Consider the following 26,082-nt stretch of genomic DNA (forward strand, 5'->3'; position numbering starts at 1 on the left):
CTCAGACCGCCTTGCGCAAAGGCGTGCGGATCGGCAGGGTACGCACGCGTTCCCCGGTCGCCTCGAAGATCGCATTGGCCAGGGCCGGCGCCAGCGGCGGTACGCCGGGCTCGCCCACGCCGGTGGGGTCGTCCTGGGACGGCACGATGTGCACCTCGACACGCGGCATCTCGTTGATGCGCAGCACGGGATAATCGTGGAAGTTGCTCTGCACCACGGCTCCCTTGTCGAGCGTGATGGCGCCGTGCAGGGCCGTCGACAGCGCGAAGCCTATGCCGCCCTCCATCTGCGCCTTGACCACGTCCGGATTGATCGCCAGCCCGCACGCCACGGCACACACGACGCGATCCACCTTCAGTTCGCCCCCGGCATCCACGCTCACCTCGACCACCTGCGCGACCACGCTGTTGAAGGACTCGTGCACCGCCACGCCCCGGCCCCGGCGCACGCCGCTTTTCCCCGCCGCCAGCGGACGGTCCCATTGCGCGGCGCGCACCGCCGTCTCCAGCGCCGCCAGGTGGCGCGGATGGCCCTTGAGCAGCTCGCGCCGCAAAGCCACCGGATCGCGGCGCGCGGCATGCGCCGCCTCGTCGACCAGCGTCTCGGCGGTGAACGCGGTGTGCGTATGCCCGACCGACCGGTACCACTGCACGGGTACCCGCACGTCGTCGGGAGTATGCAGCTCCACGCTCAGGTTGGGGATGCCGTAAGGCAGGTCGGACAGGCCCTCGACCGAGGTCGCGTCGATGCCGTTCTTGACCATGAATTCCTCGAACACGGAACCCTTGATCAGCGATTGCCCGACCACCCGCACCTGCCATCCCTGCAGCCTGCCCCGCTCGTCCAGCGCGAGCCTGGCGCGGTGCAGGTAGGCGGGCCGGTAGTAGCCGCCTCGCATGTCATCCTCGCGCGTCCACACCATCTTGACCGGAACGTCGAATCCCGCCTTGCGCGCACCCTGCGCGATGGCGACGGCCTCGACCACGTAGTCGGCGTGCGGGCTGGCACGCCGGCCGAAGCTGCCGCCGGCATACAGCTGATTGATCGTGACGTGCCCGGGCGCGATGCCGAGATAGTCGGCCACGGCCTTCTGGTCCATGGTCTGGAACTGCTCGCCGTTCCAGATCTCGCACCGGCCGTCGCCCAGTTGCACGACACAGTTCAGCGGCTCCATGCTGGCATGGGCCAGAAACGGGAACTCGTAGTCCGCCTCGATCACCTTGGCGGCCTTGGCGAACGCGGTCTCGACGTTGCCGCGCGTGGCGGCGGGCAAACCCGGGCGCGACGCGGCCTGGCGATACCGGGCCAGGAGTTCGTCGCTGCCCTCGGTGTAGGCGCGGCTTTCATCCCACCGCACCTTCAGGGCATCGCGCCCGGTGCGTGCGGCCCAGGTATTGCGCGCCAGCACCGCGACGCCGGCCGAGCGATGCGCCGAACCCTCGAAAGGAATCGCCGCCACCACGCCGGGGACGGCCAGGGCGGCGCTGGCGTCGTAGCCGGCCACGGTCGCACCGAAACGCGGCGCGTGGGCCGCGATGGCGACCAGCATGCCAGGCAGCTTGACGTCCTGCGTGAAACGGGCACGGCCGTGCACCTTGTCGGCCGAATCCGTTCGCCGCAGCGACGCCTTGCCGATCAGGCGGAAATCCTTGGGCGACTTCAGCCTGGGCCTGGCGGGCACAGGCTGCGCCGCGGCGGCCGCGGCCAGTTCGCCGAACCCGGCCTGCCGGCCCGACGCGGCGTGGCGGACGACGCCTTCGCGCACCGTGATCGTGGCCGGGTCGACCTTCCACGCCTGCGCCGCCGCCCCGACCAGCATCGCGCGCGCGGCGGCGCCCGCCTCGCGCATCTGCTTGAAGGAGTTGGCCATGGCCGTGCTGCCGCCGGTACCTTGTATGCCCATGGCCAGGTTCTTGTAGCGCGCCGTGTCGGCGGGCGCGCCTTCGACCCGTACCTGCGCCCAGTCCGCGTCCAGCTCATCGGCCACCAGGGTCGCCAGGCCCGTATAGGCCCCCTGCCCCATCTCCACGTGCTTGGCGTACACCGTCACGCGGCCCTGGGTATCGATGGACAGAAAGGCATTGGGAACGAAGGGGTCCGCCTTGTCCGCCGGTTGCGCCGCCAGGACGCCGGGCAGCTGCCAGCCCAGCACGAGCACGCCCGCGCCTTGCACGAACCGGCGGCGGCTGACGTTGACCAGGGAGGCTTGATGGCGGTCCGCATGGTTGTCGAGGGTGAATGCCATGATGCCTTCCCCCTCAAGCCAGCGCCTGGGCGGCGCGATGGATTGCGGCCCGGATACGGACATAGGTCGCGCAGCGGCAGGCATTGCCGCTCATCGCTCCGTCGATGTCCTCGTCCGTGGGACGCGGGTTCGTGCGCAGCAGCGCGGCGGCCGACATGATCTGGCCCGACTGGCAGTACCCGCATTGCGCGACGTCCAGTTCCTGCCACGCGGCCTGCACCGCACGGCCCACGGCGTCGCTCCCCACGCCTTCGATGGTCGTGACGGGCTTGCCTTCGATGGACGACACCGGCGTCACGCAGGCACGCACCGGCTCGCCGCCCACATGCACCGTACAGGCGCCGCACAGCGCCATCCCGCACCCGTATTTCGTGCCGGTCAGGTTTGCCAGATCGCGCAGGGCCCATAGCAGCGGCATCTCGCCGGGCGCGTCCAGCGCAGTCTGTTTGCCATTGATCTCGAGCTGAATCGCCATTGCCACGTCCCCTGCGGAAAAGATGCCGGATCCCTATCCGGCCCGGAACAGAGGTTACGTAAGGCGATAGCCCGGGGACAATACCGATTCCTGCGTGTGTTTTGCCTGATCCTGCAAACGCCGGGCCAGGCCAGCGGCGTCACGGCGACTCGACGAGTTTCCTCAAGCGGCCGATGGCGCGGTCCCACCCGGCCGAGATCGCGTCCAGGAACGCCCTGGCCTCGTCCACGCGGCGCGGATCCAGGGCGTACAGCACCTCGCGGCCATGGCGCTCGCGTACGACGAGATCCGCCGCCTCCAGCACCTGGAGATGCTTGACGATGGCCTGCCGCGAAATGTCCCTGCCCTCGGCCAGCGCGGTGGCCGACAGGGCTCCGCCGGCCAGCAGATGGGCGACCAGGGCCAGCCGGGTCGCATCGCCCAGCGCGGCGAACACCCGCGCCAGTTCATGCTCACGCACCTTCGACATGGCGCCGGATGTTGTCGGCCTGGGCACTCCAGCCACCATCGTTCATCATGAAGGCCCGTTCGCGCCGGTGTGCCGGCACGCGCTCGAAGCCCGACTCGGTAATGGTCAACCGCGTGCCCTCGGGGATGGGTTCCAACTGGAACTCGACCAGGGTCGTCGGCTCCTGCCCGGGATCGCAGTCCGCGTCGATGCCGAACGGCACCCAGCGGAAGCTGAAGAGACGCGGCGCTTCCATGCGCTCGACGGTGCAGAACACCTCATGCGGCAGCGGCTGCCGTATCGCCGCCGGCTGCAGGCCCAGCGAGGCCTGGTAGCGCTCGATCTCGTCCTGGTCGAAGCCGCCCTCGAAGCTGCCGGTGATGGCGCGGCCGGGGGCGAAGGGCTGGTCCAGCTTGACACCGAACCACTGCGCGAACTCCTGGATATTGGTCAGGGCGTGCCACACGCGCTCGACCGGCGCGCGCAACACGACCTGCTTTTCGATGCGGTCGTACGTCTTCATGGGAGACCCCTTCTGCAACGTTTCGGTTGCAGTATATCGAGGCCCGGGATACGTGCAACCATTCTGTTGCACATTTTTACGGCCTCATGCCGCCGCCACGGCCGCGGACACGAACAGCCCCAGCACGCACATCATGCTGGCGACGTGCGCGGCCGAGCGCAGGCCCGGCTTGTCGCCCAGGTACCAACCGATGAACAGCAGCCGCGCCGCGACCCAGGCCAGCGCCCAGCCATCCGCCAGGTGCTGCGGGGTACCGGCCAGGTGCGCGATGATCACCGCTGCGGCGAAACCCGGCAGGGTCTCGAATGCGTTCAGGTGCGCGCTCCAGGCGCGCTTGGCGATGCCTTGTATGCGGTTCGGGAAATCGCGCGGATCGCGGTTGTCGCGCAACGGCCGCGCCCTGTTCCGGGCGATACCGAAGCAGACGTAGGGCATCAGTACCGCGACGAACACACACCAGAATGCGATGGTCATGCCAGCCTCCCCGGGGGCCTGGCCCCGCGTGTCCTAGTTGTCCGCTTCCCCGTCGGCCTCGTCGGCCGCGAGGTTGTCGTCCTCGGTCCCCAGCAACTGGCGTGTCTCGCCTTCCGGCAGGGCTTCGACGGTTTTCAGGTTGCGCAGCATGGCGCGGGTGCGCACCTCGGTCTGTCCGATCTTGTTGCTGGCGGTTTCCAGCGTCTTCTTCACGCTGGCCAACGCGTCGCCGAACTTGCCGAATTCCGACTTGACCGCGCCCAGTACCTTCCAGACCTCGGACGAACGCTGCTCGATGGCCAGCGTCCGGAACCCCATCTGCAGGCTGTTCAGCAGCGCGGCCAGGGTGCTGGGGCCGGCCACGTTGATGCGCAGCGCATGCAGCTTGTCCATCAGGCCGGCCCGCCGCAGGACCTCGGCGTACAGCCCCTCGGTGGGCAGGAACATGATGGCGAAATCGGTGGTGTGCGGCGGCGCGATGTACTTGGAGCCGATGCGGCGGCCCTCCAGCTCCACGCCGCGCTCGAAGGCCTGCCCGGCGGCGCGCACGGCATCGAGGTCGGCGCGCTCCTGCGCGTCCACCAGCCGCTCGTATTCCTCCTTGGGGAACTTGGCGTCGATCGGCAGCCACACCGGTACGGCATCGTCACCGCGTCCCGGCAGGCGGATGGCGAACTCCACCAGTTCGTCGCTGCCGGGCACCGGCTTGATGTTGCGGGCATACTGCGCCGGCGTCATGGTCTGCTCGATCAGCATGCCGAGCTGCACTTCGCCCCAGGTCCCGCGCGTCTTCACGTTGGTCAGCACGCGCTTGAGGTCGCCCACGCCGGCCGCCAGCGATTGCATTTCGCCCAGCCCCTTGTGCACGGCCTCCAGCCGGTCGGAGACCAGCTTGAAGGACTCGCCCAGCCGCTGTTCCAGCGTGGCGTGCAGTTTCTCGTCCACGGTGCGGCGCATCTCCTCGAGCTTCACGGAGTTGTCGGCCTGCATGTCCTTGAGGCGCTGCTCCACGGTCGTGCGGACCTCGACCATGCGGCGCTCGTTGGCCTCGGTCAGCACGCGCAATTGTTCGGAGAAACGATCGGCGAAGCGCTGCAGGGCCTGCGCGCTCTCGTCGCGGTTGGCCGCGGCGTCGCGGGTCAGCGAAATGCGCAGCGCCTCGAAGCGTTCCTGCAATTGCGCCGTCAGCGTGGTCAGGTTCTGGGCGAAAGCGTCGAGCTGCTGGTTCAGCACCTGGGCCTGCTGCGCCTGCTGGCCGCCCAGCGCCTGCATGCCCTGGGCCAGCGTCTGGCCCAGTTCGGTGCGCAGCCCGCGCGTGGACTCGGCCAGTTCCGACCGCAGGCCACGCTGGCTCTCGGTGATGTCGGCCCGCAGCGTGCGCTCCAGGCGCTCCTGCTCGGTCAGGATCTGGTCCAGGCGCGGATCCGCCCCCGGCTTGCGCAGCAGCGCCAACAGTGCGAACAATGCCGCGAGCACGGCAGCGACGGCGCTGCCCCACAACAGGTATTCGGTCAAGACTCGGCCCCCAAAACCAGGGATTTTAGGCTCAGGCGCCGCGGGCCCCAAGCCGGGGGGCCGTGCGCGCTCAATCCAGCTCGATCCCGTTCTTGCGGATGATGGGAAACCAGCGATCCGCCTCTTCCTTCAGGTAGGCGGAAAACGCCTCGGGCGTACCCGCCACGACTTCCATCATCTGGCTGTCGAACGCCTTGCGCGCCTCGGGTTCCTCCAGCGCCCGGACGACCTCGTCGTGGATGCGGGACTTCAAGGCCGGATCCAGGCCGGCCGGCGCGACGATCCCCATCCAGGCACCGGTGTCCACGCCCTTCATGCCCTGTTCGGCCAGGGTCGGGACCTCGGGCATGAAGCGGGTGCGGGCGCCGGTGGTGACGGCGATGGCGCGCAGCTTGCCGGCCTTCACGAAGGACTGCACCGCGGCGGCGGGCAGGCACGCCATGTCGACATCGCCGGCGAGCAAGGCGGTCACAGCCTGGCTCGAACCGCCGTACGGCACATGGACGATGCTGGTGCCGCTGCGCGAGGCGACCAGTTCCATCGTCAGGTGCGACAGCGAGCCATTGCCGATGGAGGCGTAGTTGAACTTGCCGGGCGACTGCCTGAGCAGCGCGACCAGTTGCTCCAGGTTGGCAGCAGGCAGTCCGGCACGTGCGACGATCACGCTGGGCTGCATCACGGCGATGGTGATGGGCGTCAGGTCGCGGTCCGGGTCATACGGCATCTTCTTGTAGAGCAGCTTGTTGTTCACCAGCGGACCGGTGATGCTTACGCCCAGCGTCAGGCCGTCGGGCGCCGCCTTGGCGACGTGGTCGGTGCCTATCATGCCACCGGCGCCGGCCTTGTTCTCGACGACGAAAGTCTGCTTGAGCCGCTTGGACAGGCGTTCGGACAGCACTCTGGCCAGGGTATCCGGCGTGGAAGCCGGAGCGAAGGGAGCGATGATGCGCACCGGCCTCTCGGGCCATTGCGCATGGGCGGGAACGGCCAGCAAAGGGGCGAAAAACATGGCCGCAGCCAGGCGTCTGATCACGATATTGTCTCCTTGTGATGAAGAAAATTACCTACTGCCGCCAGGCCTACATGTCCCGGCCCAGGTAGGCGCCGTCCCGCTCCAGCACTTGCTGCAGGGCGGCCACGTCGAGTCGGCGCGGCGCCACGCCGGCGCGCAGCGACAGGGCCGCCGCCGTGCCGGCCGCCTGGCCCATGGCGAAGCACGGGCCGGTCACGCGCGCGGCCGACTGGCCCATGTGGGTCATCGAGGCGCAGCGCCCCGCGACCAGGAGGTTGTCCACGCCCAGCGGCAGCAGCATGCGGTACGGCAGGTGGTTGAAGCCCCTGACGTTGGGCACGTCGACGAACTTGAATACGATGTCGCCGGCGACGTGGGCCTCGACCGGCCAGCCGTTCACGCCTATGGTGTCCTCGAAGCTCGCGCAGCCCAGCACGTCGCCCTCGGTCAACTGGTATTCGCCGACGATGCGGCGCGTCTCGCGTATGCCGACCTGCGGCGCGATCTCCAGGATGTACGAGGCATCGAAACCCGGCGCGTACTCGCGCAGGAACTCGAAGAAGTCGCGGGCCTGGCGCCGTCCCTGCAACTCGCCCTCGCTCAGTTGCCAGGCATCGGTGCCGTCGATCGCGGTCCCGTCCGGGTTGCTGAGCTGGGTCACGTTGGCGCGCCATTCGACCGGATTCTTCTGCGGCCGCACGATGGGCGTCTTGCGGGCGAACCGGCGGCCGTCGCGGGCGGCCTCCTCCATCAGGCGGCCGAAGTGTTCCCAGGCCCTGCCGGCACGGGCCGGATCGACGTTGTTGACGCGGAACATGGTCGACGGATACAGCATGCCGCCGTGGCCATCGCCCTTTTCATAGGGCACGCCCGCCGCGGCCGCCATGTCGCCGTCGCCCGAGCAATCGATGTAGATCCTGCCGACCACCGCGGCACGGCCGGACTTGGTCTCGACCAGCAGCGCGGCAATCTCGGCCGGCGAGCGCATCAGCACCCCGGCCGCCTGCGCGTGGAACAGAAGCTGGCTGCCGCTGGCGACGACCAGATCGTCGGCGGCCAGTTTGTAGGCCGCGTTGTCGTAGGCCTGCGCCATGATCTTGTCCTGGAACATGCGATGCGGCTCGCACAAACCGCCCAGCTTCTCCAGCGTGGCCAGCAGTTCGTCCGCCAGGCCGTGCACCACGCGCCGGTTGTCGCCGAATACATTGGCGTGCAGGCCGCAGAAATTGGTCACGCCGGCCGCCGTGCCCATGCCGCCCAGGAATCCGTAGCGCTCGATCAGCAAGGTACGGCAGCCGTGGCGCGCCGCCGCGGCGGCGGCCGTCATGCCGGCGGGGCCGCCGCCCAGCACCACCACGTCGAATTCGCCCAGGATGGGGGTCTGCCGCGCGGGTTCGGTCACGCTGGCCGGATGTGCCGTTGTCATTGCTCCACCTTGTCATTCAGGGAAGCGGACATGTTATCTATTTCAAAACGGATTATCTGGTCTAATTCGAAGCACCAGTTTTCGCGTTTTGGAATAGAAAATGGATACCCTGGCCAACCTGCGCGCCTTTCTTGCCACGGTGCGCGGCGGCAATTTCTCGGAGGCCGCGCGCCAGCTCGATACCGTGCCCTCGGTCGTGGCCAAGCGCGTCGGCCATCTCGAATGGACCTTGGGCGCGCGCCTGTTCGAACGCTCCAGCCGCCGCGTGACGCTGACCGAGGCCGGCCACAAGTTCCACGCGCGGGCGCGCGCGCTGGTCAGCGATTTCGATGACATCGCCTCGGAACTCAAGCGCGACCAGGATGCGCTGGACGGCCACATCCGGCTGCGGGCCCCGACCTCGCTCACGGTGCTGTACCTGGCCGACATCCTCGCGGCCTTCCAGCGGCGCCATGAACGGCTGACCCTGGAGGTCGCGCTGCTGGACCGGTCGGCCAATCCCGCCGAGGAAGGCTTCGACATCTCGGTCAGCGGCCGCGCCGACAGCTATGAGGGCGTGGTGGACGAGCCGCTGTGCCCGCTGCGCCAGGTCGTCTGCGCCGCGCCCGGCTACCTGGCGCGCCGGCCCGCCCCGCGCCATCCGCGCGACCTGGCCGACCACGACTGCCTGGTGTTCAATCCCACCGGCCACAGCTGGCACTTCAACAGCGCGAGCGGGCCCATCAGCGTCGACGTGCCCGCGCGCCTGGGCGCCAACGACAACTATGTGCTCTATGCCTCGGCCCGCGCCGGCAACGGCATCGCCGTCCTGCCCACCTATGTTGCGCGGCGCGCGCTCGCGGACGGCAGCCTGGTGGCGCTGCTGGAGGACCACCCCTTACAGGACGTATGGCTCAAGGCCCTGATCCCGGCCCGCAAGCGCGCCTTGCCGCGCATGGAACTGCTGCTGGCCTGGCTGCGCGACCACCTGGGCGGCACGCCCCCCTGGGAGAGATCCGGCGACGGCGCATGAGTCCGGCCTACTCCGGCCGGTTCCGCATCCAGTCCGCCGTGTTGTAGAACGAGGCCAGCAGCTTGTCGGCCAGCGCCGGCTCGACGCCGACCTGCTGCATCGCCCGGCCCATGCAGACCACCCACTGGTCGCGCTCCGTGGTGCCGATCGAGAACGGCAGATGGCGTGCCCGCAGGCGGGGATGGCCGAAGCGGCGAATGTAGTAATCGGGGCCGCCCATCCAGCCGCACAGGAACCAGAACAACTTCTCCCTGGCCTGGTCCAGCGACGGGCCGTGCGCGGCACGCAGCTCGGCCAGGTCGGCGTCCAGGTCCATCAGGTCGTAGAACCGGTCGACCAGTTCACGCACGCGCGCTTCGCCGCCTATCGCGTCGAACAGGGTCTGGCCGGCCGGAGCCGGTTCCTCGGGCTCGCGTATCAATATCGTCTTGTCGTTCATCTCGGTATCATCGAAAAGCGCTAGGTTTCCCTGAGGGTCGCCAGCGGCGGCTGGCGCAGCACGCCGCGCAGCCCCATCCATCCCCCCGCCCAGGCGCACGCCACGCCCACCAGCAGCCCGGCCACCCAAACCCACGGGTTCGGCGTCAGCGCGAAGTTGAACACATGGCGGGCCAGCAACCACGCGATCACCGACGCGCCGGCCGCGGCCAGCACGCCCGCCGCGCCGCCTATGGCGGCCAGCTCCAGCCACTGCGCCAGCGACAGCTGCCGGCGCGTGGCCCCCAGCGCGCGCAGCAGCCCGGCCTCGCGCACCCGCTCGTCGCGGGTGGAGGCCAGCGCCGCATACAGGACCAGGCAGCCGGCGGCCAGCGTGAACAGGAACAGGAACTGCACCGCCGCCACCACCTGCTCCAGCACGTCCTGCACCTGTCGCAGGATGGCGCTGGTATCGAAGATGGTCAGGTTGGGAAACTCGCGGATCAGCGCGTTGGACAGGTCGGCCTGCTCGGGCGGCAGGTGCAGCGCGGTGATCCAGCTCTGCGGCATGTCGCGCAGCGCCGCCGGCGACAGGATGGCGAAGAAGTTCACCTGCATGGAATCCCAGTCCACCGCCCGCAGGCCGGTCACCTTCACGTCGACCGCGTTGCCGGCGATGTCGAACCGGAGCGTGTCGCCCAGGTTCACGCCCAGGGTCTTCGCGATGCCCTGCTCCATCGACACCTCGGCGGCATCCGGGTCCAGCCAGCGGCCGGCCACGTCGCGGTTGTGGCCCGGCAACTGGTCCATGTAGGACAGGTTGAACTCCCGGTCCACCAGCCGCTGCGCGCGATCGTCCTGGTAGTCGGCCGGCCCCACCGCGCGGCCGTTGATCTCGACCAGGCGCCCACGGATCATGGGGTACAGCTGCACGTGGCCCAGTCCCGCCTGCGCCAGGCGCTGCGTGACCGCCTCGCGCTGGTCCGGCTGGATGTTGATCAGGAAACGGTTGGGCGCGTCGGGCGGCGCGGCGCTGCGCCAGCCCTCGACCAGGTCGCCGCGGGTGATGGACAGCAGCAGGATCGCCATCAGCCCCACCGCCAGGGCGCATATCTGCGCCACCGTGGCGCCACGGCGGCGGACCACGCCCGCCAGCGCGAAACGCAGGGCCACCGGCCCGCGCTGCCATTGCCGCAGCGGCTCCAGCCAACGCAGCCCCAGCCACGAGATGCCGGAAAACAGCAGGAAGCCGCCCAGGAATCCCCCGGCTACCATCAGGCCCAGCTTCAGGTCGCGCGCGAACCATAGCAGCAGCAGCGCGAAGCCCACCGCGCCCATGCCGTAGCCGAGCGCGGTGCGCGCCGGCGCGACGCCGGTGTCGCGGCGCAATACCCGGGCGGGCGCGACATGGCGCAACTGGGCCAGCGGCGGCAACGCGAAGCCCATCAGCAGCCAGACGCCGGCAAGAAAACCCTGTATCGCGGGCAGCGGCCCGGCACGCGGCAGATCGGCCGTGATCAGGCCGCCCAGCGCGGCGATCAGGCCTTCGTGCGCGGCATAGCCGAGCGCGCTGCCGACGGCGGCCGCCCCCAGGGCGATGATCAGGAACTCGGCGGCGAACAGCCAGGTCAGCGTGGTCTGCGTCGCGCCCAGGCAGCGCATCACCGCCACGCTGTCGAAATGGCGCAGCGTGAAGCGCCGTGCGGCCAGCGCCACGGCCACCGCCGCGATCAGGGCCGCCAGCAGGGCCACCAGAGACAGGAACTGCTGCGCCCGGTCGATGGTCCGCCGCATCTCGGGCCGGCCCGAATCCAGCGTCTCCACGCGCTGCCCGCGCTGCGGATGGGCCTGCAGCCAGGCCGCGTACTCGCGTGCCGCCGCCGGTTGTCCGGCGGCGAGCAGGCGGTAGGTGATACGGCTGCCGAAGGTCACCAAGCCGGTGGACGCCAGGTCGTCCTCGCGGATCATGACCCGCGGCGCGACGTTGATGAAATTCATGCCGCGATCGGGTTCCACCGTGATCACGCGTGCGATGCGGAAATGCCGGTCGCCCAGTTGCAGGTCGTCTCCCACGCGCACCTCCAGCAGCGACAGCAGTTGCGGGTCCACCCAGGCGGTCCCGGGCGCGGGGATCTCGCGCGTCGGTTGGTCGGGCGCGGTGGGGCCTTCGGCCACGCGCAGGCTGCCGCGCAGCGGATAGCCCGGCCGCACCGCCTTCAAGGCCGCCAGTTGCGAACGCGCGGCATCGCCCGTCCCGACGCTGGCCATGGAGGGAAACTGCAGGTTCTGGGTCACCGTCAGCCCCAGCCGGCGCGCCTCTTCGCGCGGCCCCTGGTCGATCGGGTTATCGGAAATCAGCACCACGTCGCCGCCCAGCAATTGGGCGGCATCCCGTTCCAGCGCCTGGCGGATGCGGTCGGCCAGGAAGCCCACGCTGGAAACCGAGGCCACGGCAATGACCAGCGCCATCGCCAGCAGCCTGAGTTCCCCGGCGCGCCAGTCGCGCACGGTCATGCGCCAGGCCTGGGCCAGGAGGGACAGCGGTGAGAACGAACGGATGTCGGTGGTCATGGCCGGCGGGAAAGGAAGTGGATCGAAGGCGAACGCCCGGGCGATGCATGCCGCGCTACGCGTGGCGTGCCGGGCAGCCCCGATAGGACCACGCCGGCCGCCCGCGGTTCACGCGGCCCCGCTACTTTACCGGAGCGCCGTCAGGCCACTGCCTTGCCCACCACGCCCTCGACGAACCAGTCCATGTGGTCGACGTCCTTCTGGCTCGGCACGCCGGATTGCTGGCGCACCTTGCCCTGGTTGTCCACCAGCCGGCCGCCGAAGGGATGGAGCGCGCCCGCCGCGATCTTGCCGCGCGCCTCGTCCACCGACGCGCGCACCGCCTGGGGCACCTTGGGCGACAGCGCCTCGAGCGCGATCATCCCGTCCTTGAGGCCGCCCATGATGGCCCGCGAGGTCCAGGTGCCGTCCAGCACTTCGCGCGCGGCCTGGATGTAATGGTCGCCCCAGCGATGCACGACGGCGCCGAGCTGGCGCGTCGGCGCATAGCGGCTCATGTCGGACGTATAGCCCAGCATCCACGCCCCCGCCGCCTCGGCTGCCTGCGCCACCGCGGACGACCCCGAGTGGTTGGTCAGCACGTCGGCGCCCTGGCGCAGCACAGCCTGGGCCGCGTCGCGCTCGCGCGGGGGATCGAACCAGTTCTGCGTCCAGACCACCCGCACCTGGACCTTGGGGTTGACGCTGCGTGCTGCCAGCGTGAAGGCGTTGATGCCCTGGATCACCTCCGGGATAGGCAGGGCCGCGACATAGCCCAGGACGTGGCTGCGCGTCATCGCCCCCGCCACCAGTCCGGCCAGATAGCGGCCCTCGTAGAAGCGGATGTTGTAGGCGCCCAGGTTGCGCGCGAGGCGGTAGCCCGAGGCCTGGTCGAACACCACGCCCGGGAACTCGCGGGCAACCCGCATCACCGCGTCCATGTAGCCGAAGGACGTGGTGAAGACGAGCTTGCAGCCCTGGCGCGCGAGATCGCGTATCACCCGCTCGGCGTCGGCGTTCTCGGGCACGTTCTCGACGACCCGGGTGGCCACCCGCGACCCCAGCGCGGCGACCATGGCCAGGCGGCCATCCTCGTGCTGGCGCGTCCAGCCCGCATCGGTGATGGGCGACATGTACACGAACCCCACGGACAGCGGATCGGCCGCCCGGGCCAGGCGCGGCATGCCCAGGGCCGCGCCGGCGATGGGCGCGCCCGCCGCCAGCCAGCCCAGGACGCGGCGGCGCCCCGCGCTGGCAAGGCCGGCCATGGTTTCCATTTCGTGGGGACAAGGTTGTTCACGGTGCGCAAGCGGCACCGAAACGAGGTTTTTCACGCTGGTTCTCCTCGAACACGGCTTCCCGGAAAAAGATCCGGCCGGCGGGAAGCTGCGCCGGGGCGGACACGAACGAACGCGCCATTTTATCATTCATTGAATCGGCCTATTGCGATGATTTATTCAATTCAATTTACCAATAACCCAGGGCGGCCTATCGTGGGGCCTCGACAATTCGGAGCTAGGCATGACGACTCTCACCACCGCAACGGGCGCGCCTGTCGCCGACAACCAGAACTCGAAGACCGCCGGCCCGCGCGGCCCCGTCCTGATCGAGGATTTCCACCTGGTCGAGAAGCTGCAGCACTTCAACCGCGAACGCATCCCCGAGCGCGTGGTGCATGCCAAGGGCTCGGGCGCCTACGGCGTCTTCGAGGTGACCAACGACATCACCCGCTACACCTGCGCCGACCTGTTCGCGCAAGTAGGCCGCAAGACCGACGTCTTCATCCGCTTCTCCACCGTGGGCGGCGAGAAGGGCTCGGCCGACACCGAGCGCGACCCGCGCGGCTTCGCCATCAAGTTCTACACCAACGAAGGCAACTGGGACCTGGTGGGCAACAACACGCCGGTCTTCTTCATCCGCGACGGCATCAAGTTCCCCGACTTCATCCACACCCAGAAGCGAGACCCGCGCACCAACATGAAGAACCCCACCGCGATGTGGGACTTCTGGTCACTGTCGCCCGAATCGCTGCACCAGGTCACCACGCTGTTCTCCGACCGCGGCACGCCCGACGGCTATCGCGCCATGCACGGATTCGGCAGCCACACGTTCAGCATGCTCGATGCCCAGGGCCGGCGCGTCTGGGTCAAGTACCACGTACTCAGCCTGCAGGGCATACGCAACCTGCATCCGCGCGACGCCGCCCGGCTTGCCGGCGAGGATCCCGACTACGCCCAGCGCGACCTGTTCGAGGCGATCGAGCGGGGCGACTACCCCAAGTGGCGCTTCTGCATCCAGGTCATGACCGAGGATCAGGCGCGCGCCACGCCCTACGACCCCTTCGACTTGACCAAGGTCTGGCCCCACGCGGACTTCCCGCTCATCGAAGTGGGCGTCATCACGCTGAACCGCAATCCGGAGAACTATTTCGCCGAGGTCGAGCAGGCCGCGTTCTCGCCGTCGGCGATCGTGCGTGGACTGGGCTTCAGCCCCGACAGGATGCTGCAGGCCCGCCTGTTCGCCTACCATGACGCGCACCTGTACCGCGTCGGCACGAACTACCAGGCGCTGCCGGTCAACCGGCCCCATGCGCCGGTGCGGACCTACCAGCGCGACGGCGCCATGCGCTTCGATGGCAACTTCGGCGGCGCCGCCAACTACGAGCCCAACAGCGTGGCCGACGCGCCCCGCCACGATGCGGCGCACCGCGAACCGCCGCTGCCGCTCTCGGGCGATGCCGACCGCTACGACCATCGCGCCGGCAATGACGACTACACGCAGGCCGGCGACCTGTTCCGCCTCATGAGCGCCGGCCAGCTGGCCCTGTTGATCGAGAACATCGTCAACGCGATGAAGACGGTGCCGCGCGAGATCCAGGAACGCCAGATCGCGCACTTCGCCAAGGCGGATCCGCGGTATGGGGAAGGCGTGGCGAAGGGATTGGGACTGGCCGCCTAGAGGCCCTTCACCGGCACCACGGTGCGAAGGGGGATCGACGGCAAGATGCGACTTCTTGAATGGCGAGGCGGGAAAAAGAATTCAACCGCAAAGAGCGGAGTTTCAAGAAGGGAATGGACGCCTAGACTGATCCCACCTTGTCACCACCGAGGAACATTGCCATGAAGCCCCGTTCCGTTTCTATGTTCAAGTACGACTTTCGCGCCCCTGGCAGCCAGGTGGAAGGCCCTATTCGCTTCGCCGTCGGTCAAGCAGCGCTGGGCGAAGTGCTTGTCGCCCGGAGCCGGCGCGGCATCTGCGCCATCTTCCTTGGCGAGGAGGCGCGGGCATTGAGCGACCAGCTCACGGCTGCCTTTCCGAATATCGAGTTGCAGCCTGATCAGCCTTCTCTGCGACACGAGCTGGGACAAATCATTGGCTTCATCGACCAAGACGCGTCCCAGGGCGTTATCAATCTCGACATCGGCGGCACCGCGTTCCAGCAGAAGGTCTGGCAGGTATTGTGCGGCATCCCGGCAGGCAAGATCCGCAGCTACAGCGACGTCGCGCGTGATCTCGGCGTACCGGAAGCCGTCCGTGCCGTAGCGGGTGCCTGCGCGGCCAACGTCCTGGCCATCGCCATTCCCTGTCATCGCGTGGTGCGCAGGGATGGCTCGATCTCCGGCTATCGCTGGGGCGTCGAGCGCAAGCGCACGCTGCTGGCCAAGGAAGCCGGCAAGGTGGCTGCAGGGTTCGCGGCATGAACGCCGTGGCAAGCCAGGGACTTGCCATGGCGCCCGAGACGTACGACTGGCCGGGCATCGAACAGTCGCTCGATGCACAGGGACATGCCGTGCTGCCCAACCTGCTGACGGCGGGGCAATGCGATGACCTCGCAGCACTCTATGCGCGAGAAGAAGGCTATCGCGCGCGGATCGTCATGGCTCGCCACGGCTTCGGGCGAGGCGAGTACAAATACTTCGCCTACCCCTTGCCACCGCTGCTCGACCAGTTGCGCCACGCGCTGTATCCCCGCCTGGCGCCGATCGCCAATCGTTGGAATCGACAGCTGCAGATCGGCGCGCAGTACCCTCATGACCTGGACGCCTATCTGCGCCGGTGCCATGAGGCCGGCCAGACCCGGCCGACGCCGCTGATCCTCCAGTACGGCGAGGGCGACTACAACTGCCTGCACCGGGATCTCTACGGCGATCACGTCTTTCCTTTGCAGGTTGCCATCCTGCTGTCGGAACCCGGCAGGGACTTCACCGGCGGCGAGTTCATCATGACGGAGCTGTCGAACAAGGGCCACCGCGCGGATGTCGTCGCGCTGCGCAAAGGCGACGCGGTGGTGTTCACCGTCAACCAGCGACCGGCAATGGGTCGGCGCGGCACCCGCAAGGTGGCCATGCGGCATGGCGTCAGTCGCATCCGAAGCGGTCACCGCCATACCGTGGGCCTGATCTTCCACGACGCGAAGTGACCATGGAAACGCTCGAACCTTAAAGGATGGGAGGAGTTCTCATGACCTCGCTTGACGCGCCCCTCGATCGCCTGAACTGGACGGACATCGGCCTGCAGCTCGATGCCGAGGGCTATGTCGTGCTGCCCGGTCTGTTGGGTGTGGACGTGGCGCGCGATCTGGCCCAACAGGCCACGGCGGCAGGCGCCCGCCGAGTGGCTTTGGAAGCCGGTGATCTTGGGCGCGGTGAGTTGTTCTACTTCGACGCCGGTATGCCGGCACCTCTGGAACTGTGGCGCACGGCGCTTTATCGCCGCCTTGTCGCCATCGCCAATCGCTGGAACGAAACCCTGGGCGTCGCTCTTCGCTATCCGGCGGAACTGGGGGACTTCTTGCGGCGCAACCGGGAGGCAGGCCAGACGCGGGCGCAGTCCCATCTGAGCCGGCTCGGCGGCGAAGGCCATGTATCGCTGCACCAGCGCAATGACGGCGAGCAGGTCTTCCCCATGCAGATCGTCGCCGTGCTGTCCGAGCCGGGCGTCGATTTCCAGGGAGGCGAATTCGTGATGACCGAGCAACGCCCGCGCATGCAGTCGCGGCCGGCGGTGTTGCCGCTCAAGCTTGGAGACGTGGCCGTCATAGCCACGGCGGAACGCCCCGTCAAGGGAAGCCAGGGCTATTACCGGGTCAACCTCAAACACGCCATCAGCCGTGTCCGCAAGGGCGAACGCATCGGCTTGGAACTGCTGTTCCACGATGCAGCCTGACGCTGCGGATGAACGGCACAGGCCCACCTCGGCCTGGAAGAAGACCCGTTCATGAACGCGCCACTGTCCATGTCCGCGGACAACCAAGAATTTTTCATCGACAGCCCGGAATGTCGTGCGTTTGAAACAGAACGGGCACAATGTGCCCGGCAAACACATTGGACGGCAATCCGCGCACCATGAAATTCCGTAGCCCCCAACGCCCCGCCCGTCTTGCCCTGCTCACGGTGGCGGCGGTGCTCGTCCTGGGCATCGCCACCATCGCGGCCGCCTGGCTCACCCTGCGCGCCAGCCTGCCCCGGGTCGACGGAGAACTCGGCGCATCCGGCACGGCCCAGCCCGCCACGATCGCGCGCGATGCCCAGGGCAGCGTCACCATCCGTGCGGCCAACCGCGCCGACGCCGCCTACGCCACCGGCTTCGCCCATGCGCAGGACCGCTATTTCCAGATGGACCTGGTACGGCGCTCGGCCGCCGGCGAACTGGCCGCGCTGGTGGGCGAGGCCGCCGTGCCGCTGGACCGGCGCGTGCGCGTGCACCGTTTCCGCGCCCGCGCGGAGCGGGCCTACGCCGCGCTCCCGCCCGCCCACCGCGCCTTGCTGGAACGCTACGCGGATGGCGTCAATGCCGGCCTGGCCGCGCTGGGCGCACGGCCGTTCGAATACTTTTTGCTGGGCGCGCCGCCACAACCCTGGCGGCCCGTGGACACGCTGCTGGCCATCTATGCGATGTACCTGGACCTGCAAGGCGGCGAACTGCTGCGGGTGCGCTCGCGCGAGGCGCTGCGCGACCTCCTGCCCGCTCCGCTGCTCGCGGCGCTGCTGCCCACGCGCAGCCACTGGGACGCGCCGCTGGACCGCCCCCCTTTCCCCGCGCAGCCGGCCGCGCCGGACACCGCGCTGGTGGATGCGCATCCCGACTGGATCGACGCGCCCCGCGCGCCACGCACGCGCGGTGCGATTCCCGCCGAACTGATGGTGGATGCCGGTACCACTTCGTCGGCGCTGGGCAGCAACGGCTGGGCCGTGGACGCGCGCCATGGCGCCGGCGGCCGCGCGCTGGTGGCCAACGACATGCACCTGGGCCTGCGCCTGCCCAACGTCTGGTATCGGCTGACGCTGGAGTTTCCCTCGGCCTCGGGCCCACGGCGTATCAGCGGCGTCAGCCTGCCCGGCGCCCCCATCGTGGTGGCGGGCAGCAACGGCGACGTCGCCTGGGGTTTCACCAACAGCTACGGCCATTTCATCGACCTGGTGCGGCTGGAGCCCGATGCGGCCGATCCGTCGCGCTACCGGGGCCCGGCCGGCACGTGGGAAACCGCGCCGGAAACGATGGAGCGCATCGACGTGAAAGGGGCCGGGCCCGTCATGCTGCCCGTGCGCGAGACCCCATGGGGTCCGCTGCGGCAGGCCAACGGCAAGGTCTACGCGATACGCTGGATCGCCTACCTGCCGGATGCCGCCAACGTGGGGCTGGCCGACATGGAAGAGGCGCGCGACGTCGAACAGGCGATGCACGTCGCGCAGACGGCCGGGATTCCCACGCAGAATCTGGTGGTGGCGGATCGCCGCGGCGACATAGGCTGGACGCTGGCCGGTCCCTTGCCCACCGCCACGCTCGATCCGCTGGGCTTTCCGGTCGAGGCGGACCATGCCGCGGCAGCACTCGCCCGCCTCGCTCCGGCGGACTATCCCGCGATCGTCGCCCCGGCCTACGGGCGGCTCTGGACGGCCAACAGCACGCAACTCGCGAACGAAGCCACGCAACGCAGGATCGGGGACGGCGGCGCCGATGTCGGTGCCCGCGGAACTCAGATACGCGATGCGCTGTTCGCCGGCGAACGCTTCAGCGAGCGCGACCTGCTCGCCATCCAGCTGGACGACCGGGCCTCGTGGATCGCATTCCTGCGCGAGCAGGCCCTGGCCGAGCTGGACGACGCCGCCGTCGCCAGCCATCCGCGGCGGGCCGCCTTCCGGCGCATCGTGCAATCCTGGAGCGGACGCGCCGACACCGGCAGTGCCGGCTACGCGCTGCTGCGCGCCTACCACGACGCGTTGTACGACGCGTGGTTCGGCGCGTTGGACGAGCGACTGGCCGCCATCGACGGTGGACTGTCGATGCGCCGCGCCTCGTCGCGCGTGCTGGCCACCATGGAAAGCCTGATGCGTGTCCGTGCCTGGAAACCGGCCTATGCCGCGGATTGGCACGCCTTCATGCTCGAACGCATCGACACGGCCATCGCCTCGGTCAGCGCCGACGGCCGCCCCCTGGACGAGATCCGCTGGGGCGACCGCAACCGCCTCGCCATGGAGCATCCCCTGGCCCGGGTGCTGCCGGCGGCCGTCAGGCCCTGGCTGTCGGCGCCTGCCCGCCCCATGCCGGGCGACATCCACATGCCGCGCATCCAGGGCCCGTCGTTCGGCGCGTCCGAGCGTTTCGTGGTGTCGCCGGGACATGAGGAACACGGACTGATGGAAATGCCGGGCGGCGCCTCGGGCCATCCGCTGTCGCCCTTTTTCCTGGCCGGCCACTCGGCATGGACGGATGGCAAGGCCACGCCCTTCCTGCCCGGCCCCGACGTCCATCGACTGACGCTGCTCCCGGCGGGATCCGGCCACTGACGCAAGGCGTAGCGCGGCCTAGCGTTCGGGCAGGAAGGGCCTGCCCAGCGCGCGCGGCATGTTCCGGCGCATCCAGCCGGGGTTGCCGCCGCGCAAGGCCAGCACCGCGACGGTGCAGACGTAGGGCAGCATCGCCAGGAACTGCGAGGGCACCTGAACGCCCATGCCTTGCAGCTGGAACTGCAACATGGTCAGCCCGCCGAACAGATACGCGCCCAGCAGGATGCGCACGGGATGCCACATGCCGAAGGCGATCAACGCCAGGGCCATCCAGCCCCGGCCGGCCACCATGCCCTCGCTCCACAATTGCGTATAGACCACCGACAGATACGCACCCGCGAGCCCGCAGCACAGCCCCCCCGCGAGGATCGCGAGCACGCGTATGCGGCCCACCGGATAGCCGAGCGCGTGCGCCGACTCCGGCGACTCCCCCACCGCCCGCAGCAGCATGCCGGCCCTCGTGCGGTACAGGAATACCGCCAGCAGGCCGGCCAGCGCCATCGTCGCGTACACCAGCGGATGCAGCGCGAACACGGTGCTTCCCAGGCCGGGAATGCCGCGCAGCCACGGTAGGCCTGCCTGGCCCTGCCCGAGCGAACGGCCGGCGTAGGACACGCCGGCGAAGGCCGATAGCCCCGACCCCAGCAGCATCACCGCCAGGCCGCTGCCGTACTGGCTGGCGTTGAAGACGACCACCAGCAGCGCGAACACGGCGGCCAGCGCAGCCCCTGCTCCCGCCCCCGCCGCCAGCCCCCATACCGGGCTCCCGGTGTGGAAGGCCACGGCGAAACCGGCGGCGGCGGCCAGCAGCATCATGCCCTCGGCTCCGAGATTGATCACGCCGGCGCGCTCGTGGATGGCCAGCCCCAGCGCCGCCAGCGCCAGCGGCGTGCCGGCGTTCAGCGTCGCGGCCAGGAGTTGCAGCAGGCTTTCCATGCCGCTCACCTTGCCACGGCCGCCGGGCGGCGCCGGCGGATGCGATAGCGCACCAGCGTATCGCCCAGCAGCAGCAACGCCAGCGCCAGCCCCTGGAACACGCCGACGATGGAAGCCGGCAGGCCGAGGCGCGACTGCGCCAGCTCCCCGCCTATGTAGAACGCCGCCATGACCAGGCCGGCCAGCAGCGCGCCGGCCGGATGCAGGCGCCCCAGGAAGGCCGCGATCACCGCCGCGAAACCATAGCCCGGCGACACCGAAGTCGTGAGCCGCTGCATCGGCCCCGCGACTTCGCCTATGCCGGCCAGCCCGGCCAGCGCGCCGCATGCCAGCATGGAAGTCCACAAGGCCTGGCGCGGCGAATACCCCGCATAGCGCGCGGCGGCGGGCGCGGCGCCCGTCACGCGCAGGCGGAAGCCCGGATGGGAACGCGCCAGGAACAGCCAGGCCGCGCCGGTGGCCGCGAGCGCCAGCCACAGCCCGGCGTGGGCGCGTGTGCCCTCCCAGAGCACGGGCAGGACGGCCGCCTCGTCGAACGATCGGGACTGCGGGAAGTTGTAGCCGTAGGGATCGCGCCAGGGTCCGAACACCAGATAGCCGAGCAGGAGCTGCGCCACATAGGTCAGCATCAGGCTGACCAGCATTTCATTGGCGCCGAACCGGTCCTTGAGCCAGGCCGTCAGCGCGGCCCACAGCATGCCCCCCAGCATGCCCGCGGCCATGACCAGCACCACGTAGCCCTGCCACGTGTCCGGCCCGGCCAGCAGCGCCACGCCGCCGCCGGCGATGGCGCCGGCGATCAGTTGCCCTTCGGCGCCGATGTTCCAGACGTTGGCGCGAAAGCACAGCGACAGGCCCACCGCGCACAGGACCAGCGGCACCGCCTTGACCGCGAGTTCGCCCCACGCGTAGACGCCGTTGAAAGGCTCGACCAGGAACAGCCGCAACCCTTGCCAGGCATCGATGCCCAGCGTCGCGAACAGCGCGGCGCCGCCCAGCATGGTCAGCGCCAGCGCGGCCAGCGGCGACAGCCAGGCCGCCAGCCGCGAGGCGGAGGCACGCGGCTCAAGCTGGATCATGGGTCCACCGCCCTTCCATCCAGCGGCCCAGCATGTCGGCCGTGACCTGGGCGCGCGCCACCGCCGGCGACAGCCGCCCGCCTGCCATGACCGCCAGCCTGTCGCACAGCGCGAGCAGCTCGTCCAGGTCCTCGGAAATGACCAGGACCGCGCCGCCGGCGTCGCGCAGATCGATCAGCGCCTGGTGGATGCGCGCGGCGGCGCCGACGTCCACCCCCCAGGTCGGCTGCGCCGCCAGCAGCACGCGCGGCGCACCGTCGAGCTCGCGGCCCACCATGAATTTCTGCAGATTGCCGCCGGACAGGCTGCGTGCCGGTGCGCGCGGCGATGCCGCCCGCACGCCGTGGCGCGCGATGACGCGGGAGGCGGCCTCGGCCAGCCCGCGCCGCCGTATCCAGCCTCCGGATGACGCTTGACCGGATGCCATGGTCAGCAGCATGTTCTCGTCCAGCCCCATCTCGGGCACGCATCCGCGTCCCAGGCGTTCCTCGGGAATCGCGCGCAATCCCAGCCCGCGCCGCGCGGCCGGCCGAAGCCGGCCGATGGGATGTCCCAGCAGATGCACGGCATCGTGCGGCACGTGGATCTCCTCGCCCGACAACACCGACAGCAGCAGCGACTGGCCGTTGCCGGACACACCCGCCACGCCCAGTATCTCGCCGGCCCGCAGCTCGAACGAGACCTCGTGCAAGCCCACGCGCTGGCCGGGCGGCGCGGGCATCGACAGATGCTTCACGCGCAAGACCGGATCGCCCGCCGGCCGCGGCGAAGCGCTCCGGACCTCGTCCACCGCGCTTCCCAGCATCAGGGTGGCCAGTTCGTCCTGCGCCATTGCGCGCGGATCGACCACGGCCACCGCACGACCCGCCCGCAGCACCGTGCAGCGATCGCACAACTCGCGGATCTCCGCCAGCTTGTGGCTGATGTAGGCCACGCTGCACCCCTCGGCCGCCAGTTGCCGCAAGGTGGCGAACAAGGCGGTCCTGGCCTCGGGCGACAGCACCGAGGTCGGCTCGTCCAGGATCAGCAGGCGCGGCCGCGCGGCCAGGGCGCGCAGCAGCTCGACGCGCTGGTGTTCGCCCACCGACAGGTCGCCCACATGGGCATCGGGATCCAGGTCCAGGCGATAGCGTTCGATCAGCGGCGCCAGCCAGGCGCTCGCCGAGGCACCCCGGGACAGCTCGCGCGCCAGTGCGGCCGGCAACCCCAGCAGCACGTTCTGCGCCACCGTCAACGTGTCGAACAGCACGAAGTGCTGGAACACCATGCCCACGCCCAACGCGCGCGCATCGTCCGGCGCGCGTGGCGCCACCGGACGGCCGTCCCACAGGATCTGTCCCGCATCCGGCGCCAGCGCGCCGTACGCGATCTTCATCAGGGTCGACTTGCCCGCCCCGTTCTCGCCCAGCACGGCGTGGATCTCGCCCGGCGCGATGGCCAGCGAGACCTCGTCGTTCGCGAGAACGCCGGGATACCGTTTGGTGATCCCGCGCAGTTCGAGTCGAGGAACGGCCATGAGAACGAAGCGGGTGGACAGGAGGCGCTCATTGTAGACCGCCCCTTTTCGCGCCGCCCGCCTCGGGGCTTCATCGATACACGGGCGGAGGCCGGCAGTCTTTCCGTATGCGGGGCACGTCGCGCAAACCGTTCAGCACCATCCATTGATGCCGCCCCGTCGCGCTGCCCCGCTCCAGGGCCAGGTGGGCCCAGTGCATCGCCTCGCACGGATCGGCCTTCACCTTCGGTCCGTACAGGGCCGGACCGGCCAGCAGGACCGAGGCCAGCATCTCCTGGGCCTCCAGGTCGCCCCGCGTCGCGGCCTGCCGCAACCGCGCCAGCATCGTGCCGTAGTCCCCTTCCGAGCGAGCCTCCAGCGCCATCTGATAGAACTGCTCGGAGGTCGCGATTTCCGAAAGCGGCGGTGCCGCCGACGCAGCGGGAGCCACGACCGCCGCGGCAAACAGCCACGGCGCCGAGATACGAACCCAACGGGAAATAATGTGCGAGCGCTTCACGGCCGTCTCCTTTGACATGCCTATTGGGCCTGTCGGCGCGCTTTGGCACAATGCGGTTCTATGCCTCGTGCCTTCGGCTGTCCCGAAGGCACTCCACCACGGAGCATTTCCATGCGCCTCGATCTCGCGGACCTGCGCCTGTTCCTCGCCATCGTCGACGCCGGCAGCATCACGCAGGGCGCCACGCGCGCGAACCTGGCGCTGGCCTCGGCCAGCGAACGCCTGCGCAACATCGAGGCCGATGCCGGCGTGCGGCTGCTGGAGCGCCGCCATCGCGGCGTGGTCGCCACCGAGGCCGGCGAGGCGCTGGCCCATCATGCCCGGCTGATCCTGCGCCAGCGGGAACTGATGCAGGGCGAGCTGCTGGACTTCGCCTCCGGCGCCCGCGGGACCATCCGCATCCACGCCAACACCGCGGCCCTGACGGCCTTCCTGCCGCGCAAGCTGGCCCCGTGGATGGCCGCCCGCCCGCACCTGAACGTCGACATCCGCGAGCGCACCAGCAAGGAAATCGTCAAGGCGGTCTCCGCCGGACTGGTCGAAGCCGGCATCACTTCGGACCAGGTCGATGCCGCCGGGCTGCAACTGCACCCCGTCGCCACCGACCACCTCGTCCTGATCACCGCCCGCGGCCACCCCCTGGCGCAGCGGCGCGTGGTCCCGTTCGCCGAGATCGTGCGCGAGCCCTTCGTGGGACTGGCCCCCGGCAGCGCGCTGCAGGACCACATCGACGAACATGCGCGGCGCGCCGGCCACGCACTGGCCCTGCGGATCAGGATGAACACCTTCGGCGGGCTGTGCGAAATGGTCTCGCACGGCGTAGGCGTGGCCGTCATTCCCGACAGCATCGCCCAGAGCCATCGCCGCCGCCATCCCTACCAGCGCATCGCGCTGGCGGACGCCTGGGCCCACCGCCGCCTGTGCCTGTGCCTGCGCGACTGGGCCGGCCTGTCGGCCCCGGTCCGGGACCTGCTGAGCCACCTGGCCGGCGATGCCGGCGTGCCGCTGCTGCCTTAGGGTACCGCTGCGATATTCGTGTCCGAGTGCACTCGGCCATATCGCGAGGATGTTGATACATTCCTCGGTGCAACGGCCCGCCTCCACGAGAGATAGCTAAAGCTCCCGGCGGTGCTTCGAACAACCACTTGCGAAAGTCCCAATTTGGGACTAATCTTAACTCATGCGGGTCATTGCCGTCAGCACATTGCGCCAGTTCTGGAAAACCCATCCGGACGCAGAGCAACCCCTCAAGGCTTGGGTGGATGAAGCAAGCCAAGCCACATGGACGCAACCTTCGGATATCAAGGCTCATTACCGCAGCGCCAGCATCCTCAAGAATCGTCGCGTGGTTTTCAACATCAAAGGCAATGACTATCGATTGATCGTCGCGGTCGCCTACCGCTTGCGCATCGTCTATGTGAAGTTCGTGGGGACACACTGGGAATATGACGCGATCGATGCCGAGACCATAGAAATGGAGTAAGACATGGAGATTCGCCCCATCCGTAGCGAAGCGGACTACAAGATGGCCCTGAAAGACATCTCACGCCTCATGGAAAGCGATCCTGAACCCGGAACGCCGGATGGCGATCGCCTGGACATCCTGGCTACGCTGGTACAAGCCTACGAAGCCAGACACTTTCCCATCGACCTGCCCGACCCCGTCGAAGCGATCAAATTCCGCATGGAGCAAGCCGGCCTGACCGCCAAAGACCTCGAGCCCATGATCGGCCGCCGCAACCGCGTCTACGAAATCCTGAACCGCAAGCGCAGCCTGACACTGCAAATGATCTGGAATCTGCACAAAGGGCTAGGCATCCCCGCCGAAAGCCTGGTCAAACCCCCGTCGAACTCCTGATCTCCCGGTAGGACCACGGTGGCCTGCGAAGAAAATCGCAACACGATCCCACCGCTCGCTCCGGATCCTCACACTTAGAGAAGCGCCTCGATTCCCTTGCGCCGGATAACGTTCAACAGTGCCAGCGCAGGGCCTTTCGCATGCGTCGCGCCGCGCTCGAGCTGCGAGACATAGCCCGGCGTCATATTGAGATACCGGGCAAGCGCGGCTTGACTGAGGTGAGCCTTCTCGCGCACTTCCCGCACTTGAGCCGCGGTAATAGGCTCCGAGGTAGGCAGCGCATCCGCTCCCAGGTGGCGGCAGTGATTTT

24 protein-coding genes are annotated in these 26,082 nt (G+C 69.0%); 9 read left to right on the plus strand and 15 right to left on the minus strand.

The window, feature by feature from the left end:
• Window position 1: 1 nt before the first annotated feature.
• The 8 genes from R4823_RS17540 to R4823_RS17575 all read right to left on the minus strand — a co-directional run bounded on the left by R4823_RS17540 (window position 2) and on the right by R4823_RS17575 (window position 8,118).
• Window positions 2-2,245 (minus strand): xanthine dehydrogenase family protein molybdopterin-binding subunit, encoded by a 2,244-nt coding sequence (locus tag R4823_RS17540; RefSeq protein WP_087841319.1) that lies wholly within the window; start codon window positions 2,243-2,245, stop codon window positions 2-4.
• Window positions 2,246-2,258: 13 nt separating this feature from the next.
• Window positions 2,259-2,720: a (2Fe-2S)-binding protein gene (locus R4823_RS17545; protein WP_087841320.1), complete on the minus strand. Its 462-nt coding sequence runs from the start codon at window positions 2,718-2,720 to the stop codon at window positions 2,259-2,261.
• Between the two features lie 139 nt (window positions 2,721-2,859).
• Entirely contained in the window at window positions 2,860-3,189 is a 330-nt protein-coding gene (locus R4823_RS17550) for a metalloregulator ArsR/SmtB family transcription factor (RefSeq protein WP_087841321.1), read from the minus strand.
• On the minus strand, window positions 3,173-3,691 hold the full coding sequence (locus tag R4823_RS17555; RefSeq protein ID WP_087841322.1) for an SRPBCC family protein: 519 nt from the start codon (window positions 3,689-3,691) through the stop codon (window positions 3,173-3,175). The genes R4823_RS17550 and R4823_RS17555 overlap by 17 nt, the downstream gene beginning before the upstream one ends.
• A gap of 84 nt (window positions 3,692-3,775) precedes the next feature.
• Complete coding sequence (locus R4823_RS17560) at window positions 3,776-4,165, minus strand: MAPEG family protein (RefSeq protein WP_087841323.1); 390 nt, start codon at window positions 4,163-4,165, stop codon at window positions 3,776-3,778.
• A 33-nt stretch (window positions 4,166-4,198) separates the two neighbouring features.
• Window positions 4,199-5,680 carry a DNA recombination protein RmuC gene (gene rmuC, locus R4823_RS17565; RefSeq protein WP_087841324.1) on the minus strand — a complete coding sequence of 494 codons (1,482 nt, stop codon included), beginning with the start codon at window positions 5,678-5,680 and terminating at the stop codon, window positions 4,199-4,201.
• A 70-nt stretch (window positions 5,681-5,750) separates the two neighbouring features.
• The gene (locus R4823_RS17570; RefSeq protein ID WP_254914683.1) at window positions 5,751-6,713 is read right to left on the minus strand and encodes a tripartite tricarboxylate transporter substrate binding protein; all 963 of its coding nucleotides are present in this window, start codon (window positions 6,711-6,713) and stop codon (window positions 5,751-5,753) included.
• A gap of 46 nt (window positions 6,714-6,759) precedes the next feature.
• On the minus strand, window positions 6,760-8,118 hold the full coding sequence (locus R4823_RS17575) for an FAD-dependent oxidoreductase (RefSeq protein ID WP_087841325.1): 1,359 nt from the start codon (window positions 8,116-8,118) through the stop codon (window positions 6,760-6,762).
• Between the two features lie 100 nt (window positions 8,119-8,218).
• Here R4823_RS17575 and R4823_RS17580 point away from each other — a divergent pair, with 100 nt between their 5' ends.
• Complete coding sequence (locus R4823_RS17580) at window positions 8,219-9,130, plus strand: LysR family transcriptional regulator (RefSeq protein ID WP_087841326.1); 912 nt, start codon at window positions 8,219-8,221, stop codon at window positions 9,128-9,130.
• 7 nt (window positions 9,131-9,137) lie between these two features.
• Here R4823_RS17580 and R4823_RS17585 read toward each other — a convergent pair whose 3' ends face one another.
• The 3 genes from R4823_RS17585 to R4823_RS17595 all read right to left on the minus strand — a co-directional run bounded on the left by R4823_RS17585 (window position 9,138) and on the right by R4823_RS17595 (window position 13,431).
• On the minus strand, window positions 9,138-9,569 hold the full coding sequence (locus tag R4823_RS17585) for a group II truncated hemoglobin (protein ID WP_087841327.1): 432 nt from the start codon (window positions 9,567-9,569) through the stop codon (window positions 9,138-9,140).
• 20 nt (window positions 9,570-9,589) lie between these two features.
• Window positions 9,590-12,118, minus strand: coding sequence for an FtsX-like permease family protein (locus R4823_RS17590; RefSeq protein ID WP_338615616.1), 2,529 nt, complete (start codon window positions 12,116-12,118; stop codon window positions 9,590-9,592).
• A gap of 140 nt (window positions 12,119-12,258) precedes the next feature.
• Window positions 12,259-13,431, minus strand: a complete 1,173-nt coding sequence (locus R4823_RS17595) for a BMP family ABC transporter substrate-binding protein (protein ID WP_279817295.1) — start codon at window positions 13,429-13,431, stop codon at window positions 12,259-12,261.
• A gap of 187 nt (window positions 13,432-13,618) precedes the next feature.
• Here R4823_RS17595 and R4823_RS17600 point away from each other — a divergent pair, with 187 nt between their 5' ends.
• The 5 genes from R4823_RS17600 to R4823_RS17620 all read left to right on the plus strand — a co-directional run bounded on the left by R4823_RS17600 (window position 13,619) and on the right by R4823_RS17620 (window position 19,884).
• Window positions 13,619-15,055, plus strand: a complete 1,437-nt coding sequence (locus R4823_RS17600) for a catalase (protein WP_338615618.1) — start codon at window positions 13,619-13,621, stop codon at window positions 15,053-15,055.
• Between the two features lie 161 nt (window positions 15,056-15,216).
• On the plus strand, window positions 15,217-15,798 hold the full coding sequence (locus R4823_RS17605; RefSeq protein WP_087841330.1) for a methylated-DNA--[protein]-cysteine S-methyltransferase: 582 nt from the start codon (window positions 15,217-15,219) through the stop codon (window positions 15,796-15,798).
• Complete coding sequence (locus tag R4823_RS17610) at window positions 15,795-16,517, plus strand: 2OG-Fe(II) oxygenase (protein ID WP_087841331.1); 723 nt, start codon at window positions 15,795-15,797, stop codon at window positions 16,515-16,517. Before R4823_RS17605 ends, R4823_RS17610 begins: the two co-directional genes overlap by 4 nt.
• Before the next feature lie 41 nt (window positions 16,518-16,558).
• Complete coding sequence (locus R4823_RS17615; RefSeq protein ID WP_087841332.1) at window positions 16,559-17,263, plus strand: 2OG-Fe(II) oxygenase; 705 nt, start codon at window positions 16,559-16,561, stop codon at window positions 17,261-17,263.
• Between the two features lie 179 nt (window positions 17,264-17,442).
• Window positions 17,443-19,884 (plus strand): penicillin acylase family protein, encoded by a 2,442-nt coding sequence (locus R4823_RS17620; RefSeq protein ID WP_338615619.1) that lies wholly within the window; start codon window positions 17,443-17,445, stop codon window positions 19,882-19,884.
• An 18-nt stretch (window positions 19,885-19,902) separates the two neighbouring features.
• Here R4823_RS17620 and R4823_RS17625 read toward each other — a convergent pair whose 3' ends face one another.
• From R4823_RS17625 to R4823_RS17640, 4 genes are all read right to left on the minus strand, one after another.
• The gene (locus R4823_RS17625) at window positions 19,903-20,820 is read right to left on the minus strand and encodes an ABC transporter permease (protein WP_087841333.1); all 918 of its coding nucleotides are present in this window, start codon (window positions 20,818-20,820) and stop codon (window positions 19,903-19,905) included.
• Between the two features lie 5 nt (window positions 20,821-20,825).
• Window positions 20,826-21,899 carry an ABC transporter permease gene (locus tag R4823_RS17630; RefSeq protein ID WP_087841334.1) on the minus strand — a complete coding sequence of 358 codons (1,074 nt, stop codon included), beginning with the start codon at window positions 21,897-21,899 and terminating at the stop codon, window positions 20,826-20,828.
• Window positions 21,886-23,415 carry an ABC transporter ATP-binding protein gene (locus R4823_RS17635; RefSeq protein ID WP_338615621.1) on the minus strand — a complete coding sequence of 510 codons (1,530 nt, stop codon included), beginning with the start codon at window positions 23,413-23,415 and terminating at the stop codon, window positions 21,886-21,888. Before R4823_RS17635 ends, R4823_RS17630 begins: the two co-directional genes overlap by 14 nt.
• 70 nt (window positions 23,416-23,485) lie before the next feature.
• On the minus strand, window positions 23,486-23,914 hold the full coding sequence (locus R4823_RS17640) for a hypothetical protein (RefSeq protein WP_087841336.1): 429 nt from the start codon (window positions 23,912-23,914) through the stop codon (window positions 23,486-23,488).
• Window positions 23,915-24,025: 111 nt separating this feature from the next.
• On the opposite strand from R4823_RS17640, the gene R4823_RS17645 reads away from it, so the two are divergent.
• The 3 genes from R4823_RS17645 to R4823_RS17655 all read left to right on the plus strand — a co-directional run bounded on the left by R4823_RS17645 (window position 24,026) and on the right by R4823_RS17655 (window position 25,772).
• Window positions 24,026-24,931 carry a LysR family transcriptional regulator gene (locus R4823_RS17645; RefSeq protein WP_087841337.1) on the plus strand — a complete coding sequence of 302 codons (906 nt, stop codon included), beginning with the start codon at window positions 24,026-24,028 and terminating at the stop codon, window positions 24,929-24,931.
• Window positions 24,932-25,094: 163 nt separating this feature from the next.
• A complete protein-coding gene (locus R4823_RS17650; protein ID WP_087841338.1) occupies window positions 25,095-25,397 on the plus strand; it encodes a type II toxin-antitoxin system HigB family toxin in 303 nt (100 codons plus the stop codon).
• A 3-nt stretch (window positions 25,398-25,400) separates the two neighbouring features.
• Window positions 25,401-25,772, plus strand: a complete 372-nt coding sequence (locus tag R4823_RS17655) for a helix-turn-helix domain-containing protein (protein ID WP_087841339.1) — start codon at window positions 25,401-25,403, stop codon at window positions 25,770-25,772.
• Window positions 25,773-26,082 lie beyond the last annotated feature (310 nt).

The organism is Pigmentiphaga sp. CHJ604, assembly GCF_036972535.1.
Lineage (GTDB): Bacteria > Pseudomonadota > Gammaproteobacteria > Burkholderiales > Burkholderiaceae_B > Pigmentiphaga > Pigmentiphaga daeguensis.

Bases quoted from the DNA above. Each gene is read 5' to 3' on its own strand.
- R4823_RS17540 (WP_087841319.1), bottom strand. From the start codon at position 2,245: ATGGCATTCACCCTCGACAACCATGCGGACCGCCATCAAGCCTCCCTG.
- R4823_RS17545 (WP_087841320.1), bottom strand. From the start codon at position 2,720: ATGGCGATTCAGCTCGAGATCAATGGCAAACAGACTGCGCTGGACGCG.
- R4823_RS17550 (WP_087841321.1), bottom strand. From the start codon at position 3,189: ATGTCGAAGGTGCGTGAGCATGAACTGGCGCGGGTGTTCGCCGCGCTG.
- R4823_RS17555 (WP_087841322.1), bottom strand. From the start codon at position 3,691: ATGAAGACGTACGACCGCATCGAAAAGCAGGTCGTGTTGCGCGCGCCG.
- R4823_RS17560 (WP_087841323.1), bottom strand. From the start codon at position 4,165: ATGACCATCGCATTCTGGTGTGTGTTCGTCGCGGTACTGATGCCCTAC.
- R4823_RS17575 (WP_087841325.1), bottom strand. From the start codon at position 8,118: ATGACAACGGCACATCCGGCCAGCGTGACCGAACCCGCGCGGCAGACC.
- R4823_RS17580 (WP_087841326.1), top strand. From the start codon at position 8,219: ATGGATACCCTGGCCAACCTGCGCGCCTTTCTTGCCACGGTGCGCGGC.
- R4823_RS17585 (WP_087841327.1), bottom strand. From the start codon at position 9,569: ATGAACGACAAGACGATATTGATACGCGAGCCCGAGGAACCGGCTCCG.
- R4823_RS17590 (WP_338615616.1), bottom strand. From the start codon at position 12,118: ATGACCACCGACATCCGTTCGTTCTCACCGCTGTCCCTCCTGGCCCAG.
- R4823_RS17600 (WP_338615618.1), top strand. From the start codon at position 13,619: ATGACGACTCTCACCACCGCAACGGGCGCGCCTGTCGCCGACAACCAG.
- R4823_RS17605 (WP_087841330.1), top strand. From the start codon at position 15,217: ATGAAGCCCCGTTCCGTTTCTATGTTCAAGTACGACTTTCGCGCCCCT.
- R4823_RS17610 (WP_087841331.1), top strand. From the start codon at position 15,795: ATGAACGCCGTGGCAAGCCAGGGACTTGCCATGGCGCCCGAGACGTAC.
- R4823_RS17615 (WP_087841332.1), top strand. From the start codon at position 16,559: ATGACCTCGCTTGACGCGCCCCTCGATCGCCTGAACTGGACGGACATC.
- R4823_RS17620 (WP_338615619.1), top strand. From the start codon at position 17,443: ATGAAATTCCGTAGCCCCCAACGCCCCGCCCGTCTTGCCCTGCTCACG.
- R4823_RS17625 (WP_087841333.1), bottom strand. From the start codon at position 20,820: ATGGAAAGCCTGCTGCAACTCCTGGCCGCGACGCTGAACGCCGGCACG.
- R4823_RS17630 (WP_087841334.1), bottom strand. From the start codon at position 21,899: ATGATCCAGCTTGAGCCGCGTGCCTCCGCCTCGCGGCTGGCGGCCTGG.
- R4823_RS17635 (WP_338615621.1), bottom strand. From the start codon at position 23,415: ATGGCCGTTCCTCGACTCGAACTGCGCGGGATCACCAAACGGTATCCC.
- R4823_RS17645 (WP_087841337.1), top strand. From the start codon at position 24,026: ATGCGCCTCGATCTCGCGGACCTGCGCCTGTTCCTCGCCATCGTCGAC.
- R4823_RS17650 (WP_087841338.1), top strand. From the start codon at position 25,095: ATGCGGGTCATTGCCGTCAGCACATTGCGCCAGTTCTGGAAAACCCAT.
- R4823_RS17655 (WP_087841339.1), top strand. From the start codon at position 25,401: ATGGAGATTCGCCCCATCCGTAGCGAAGCGGACTACAAGATGGCCCTG.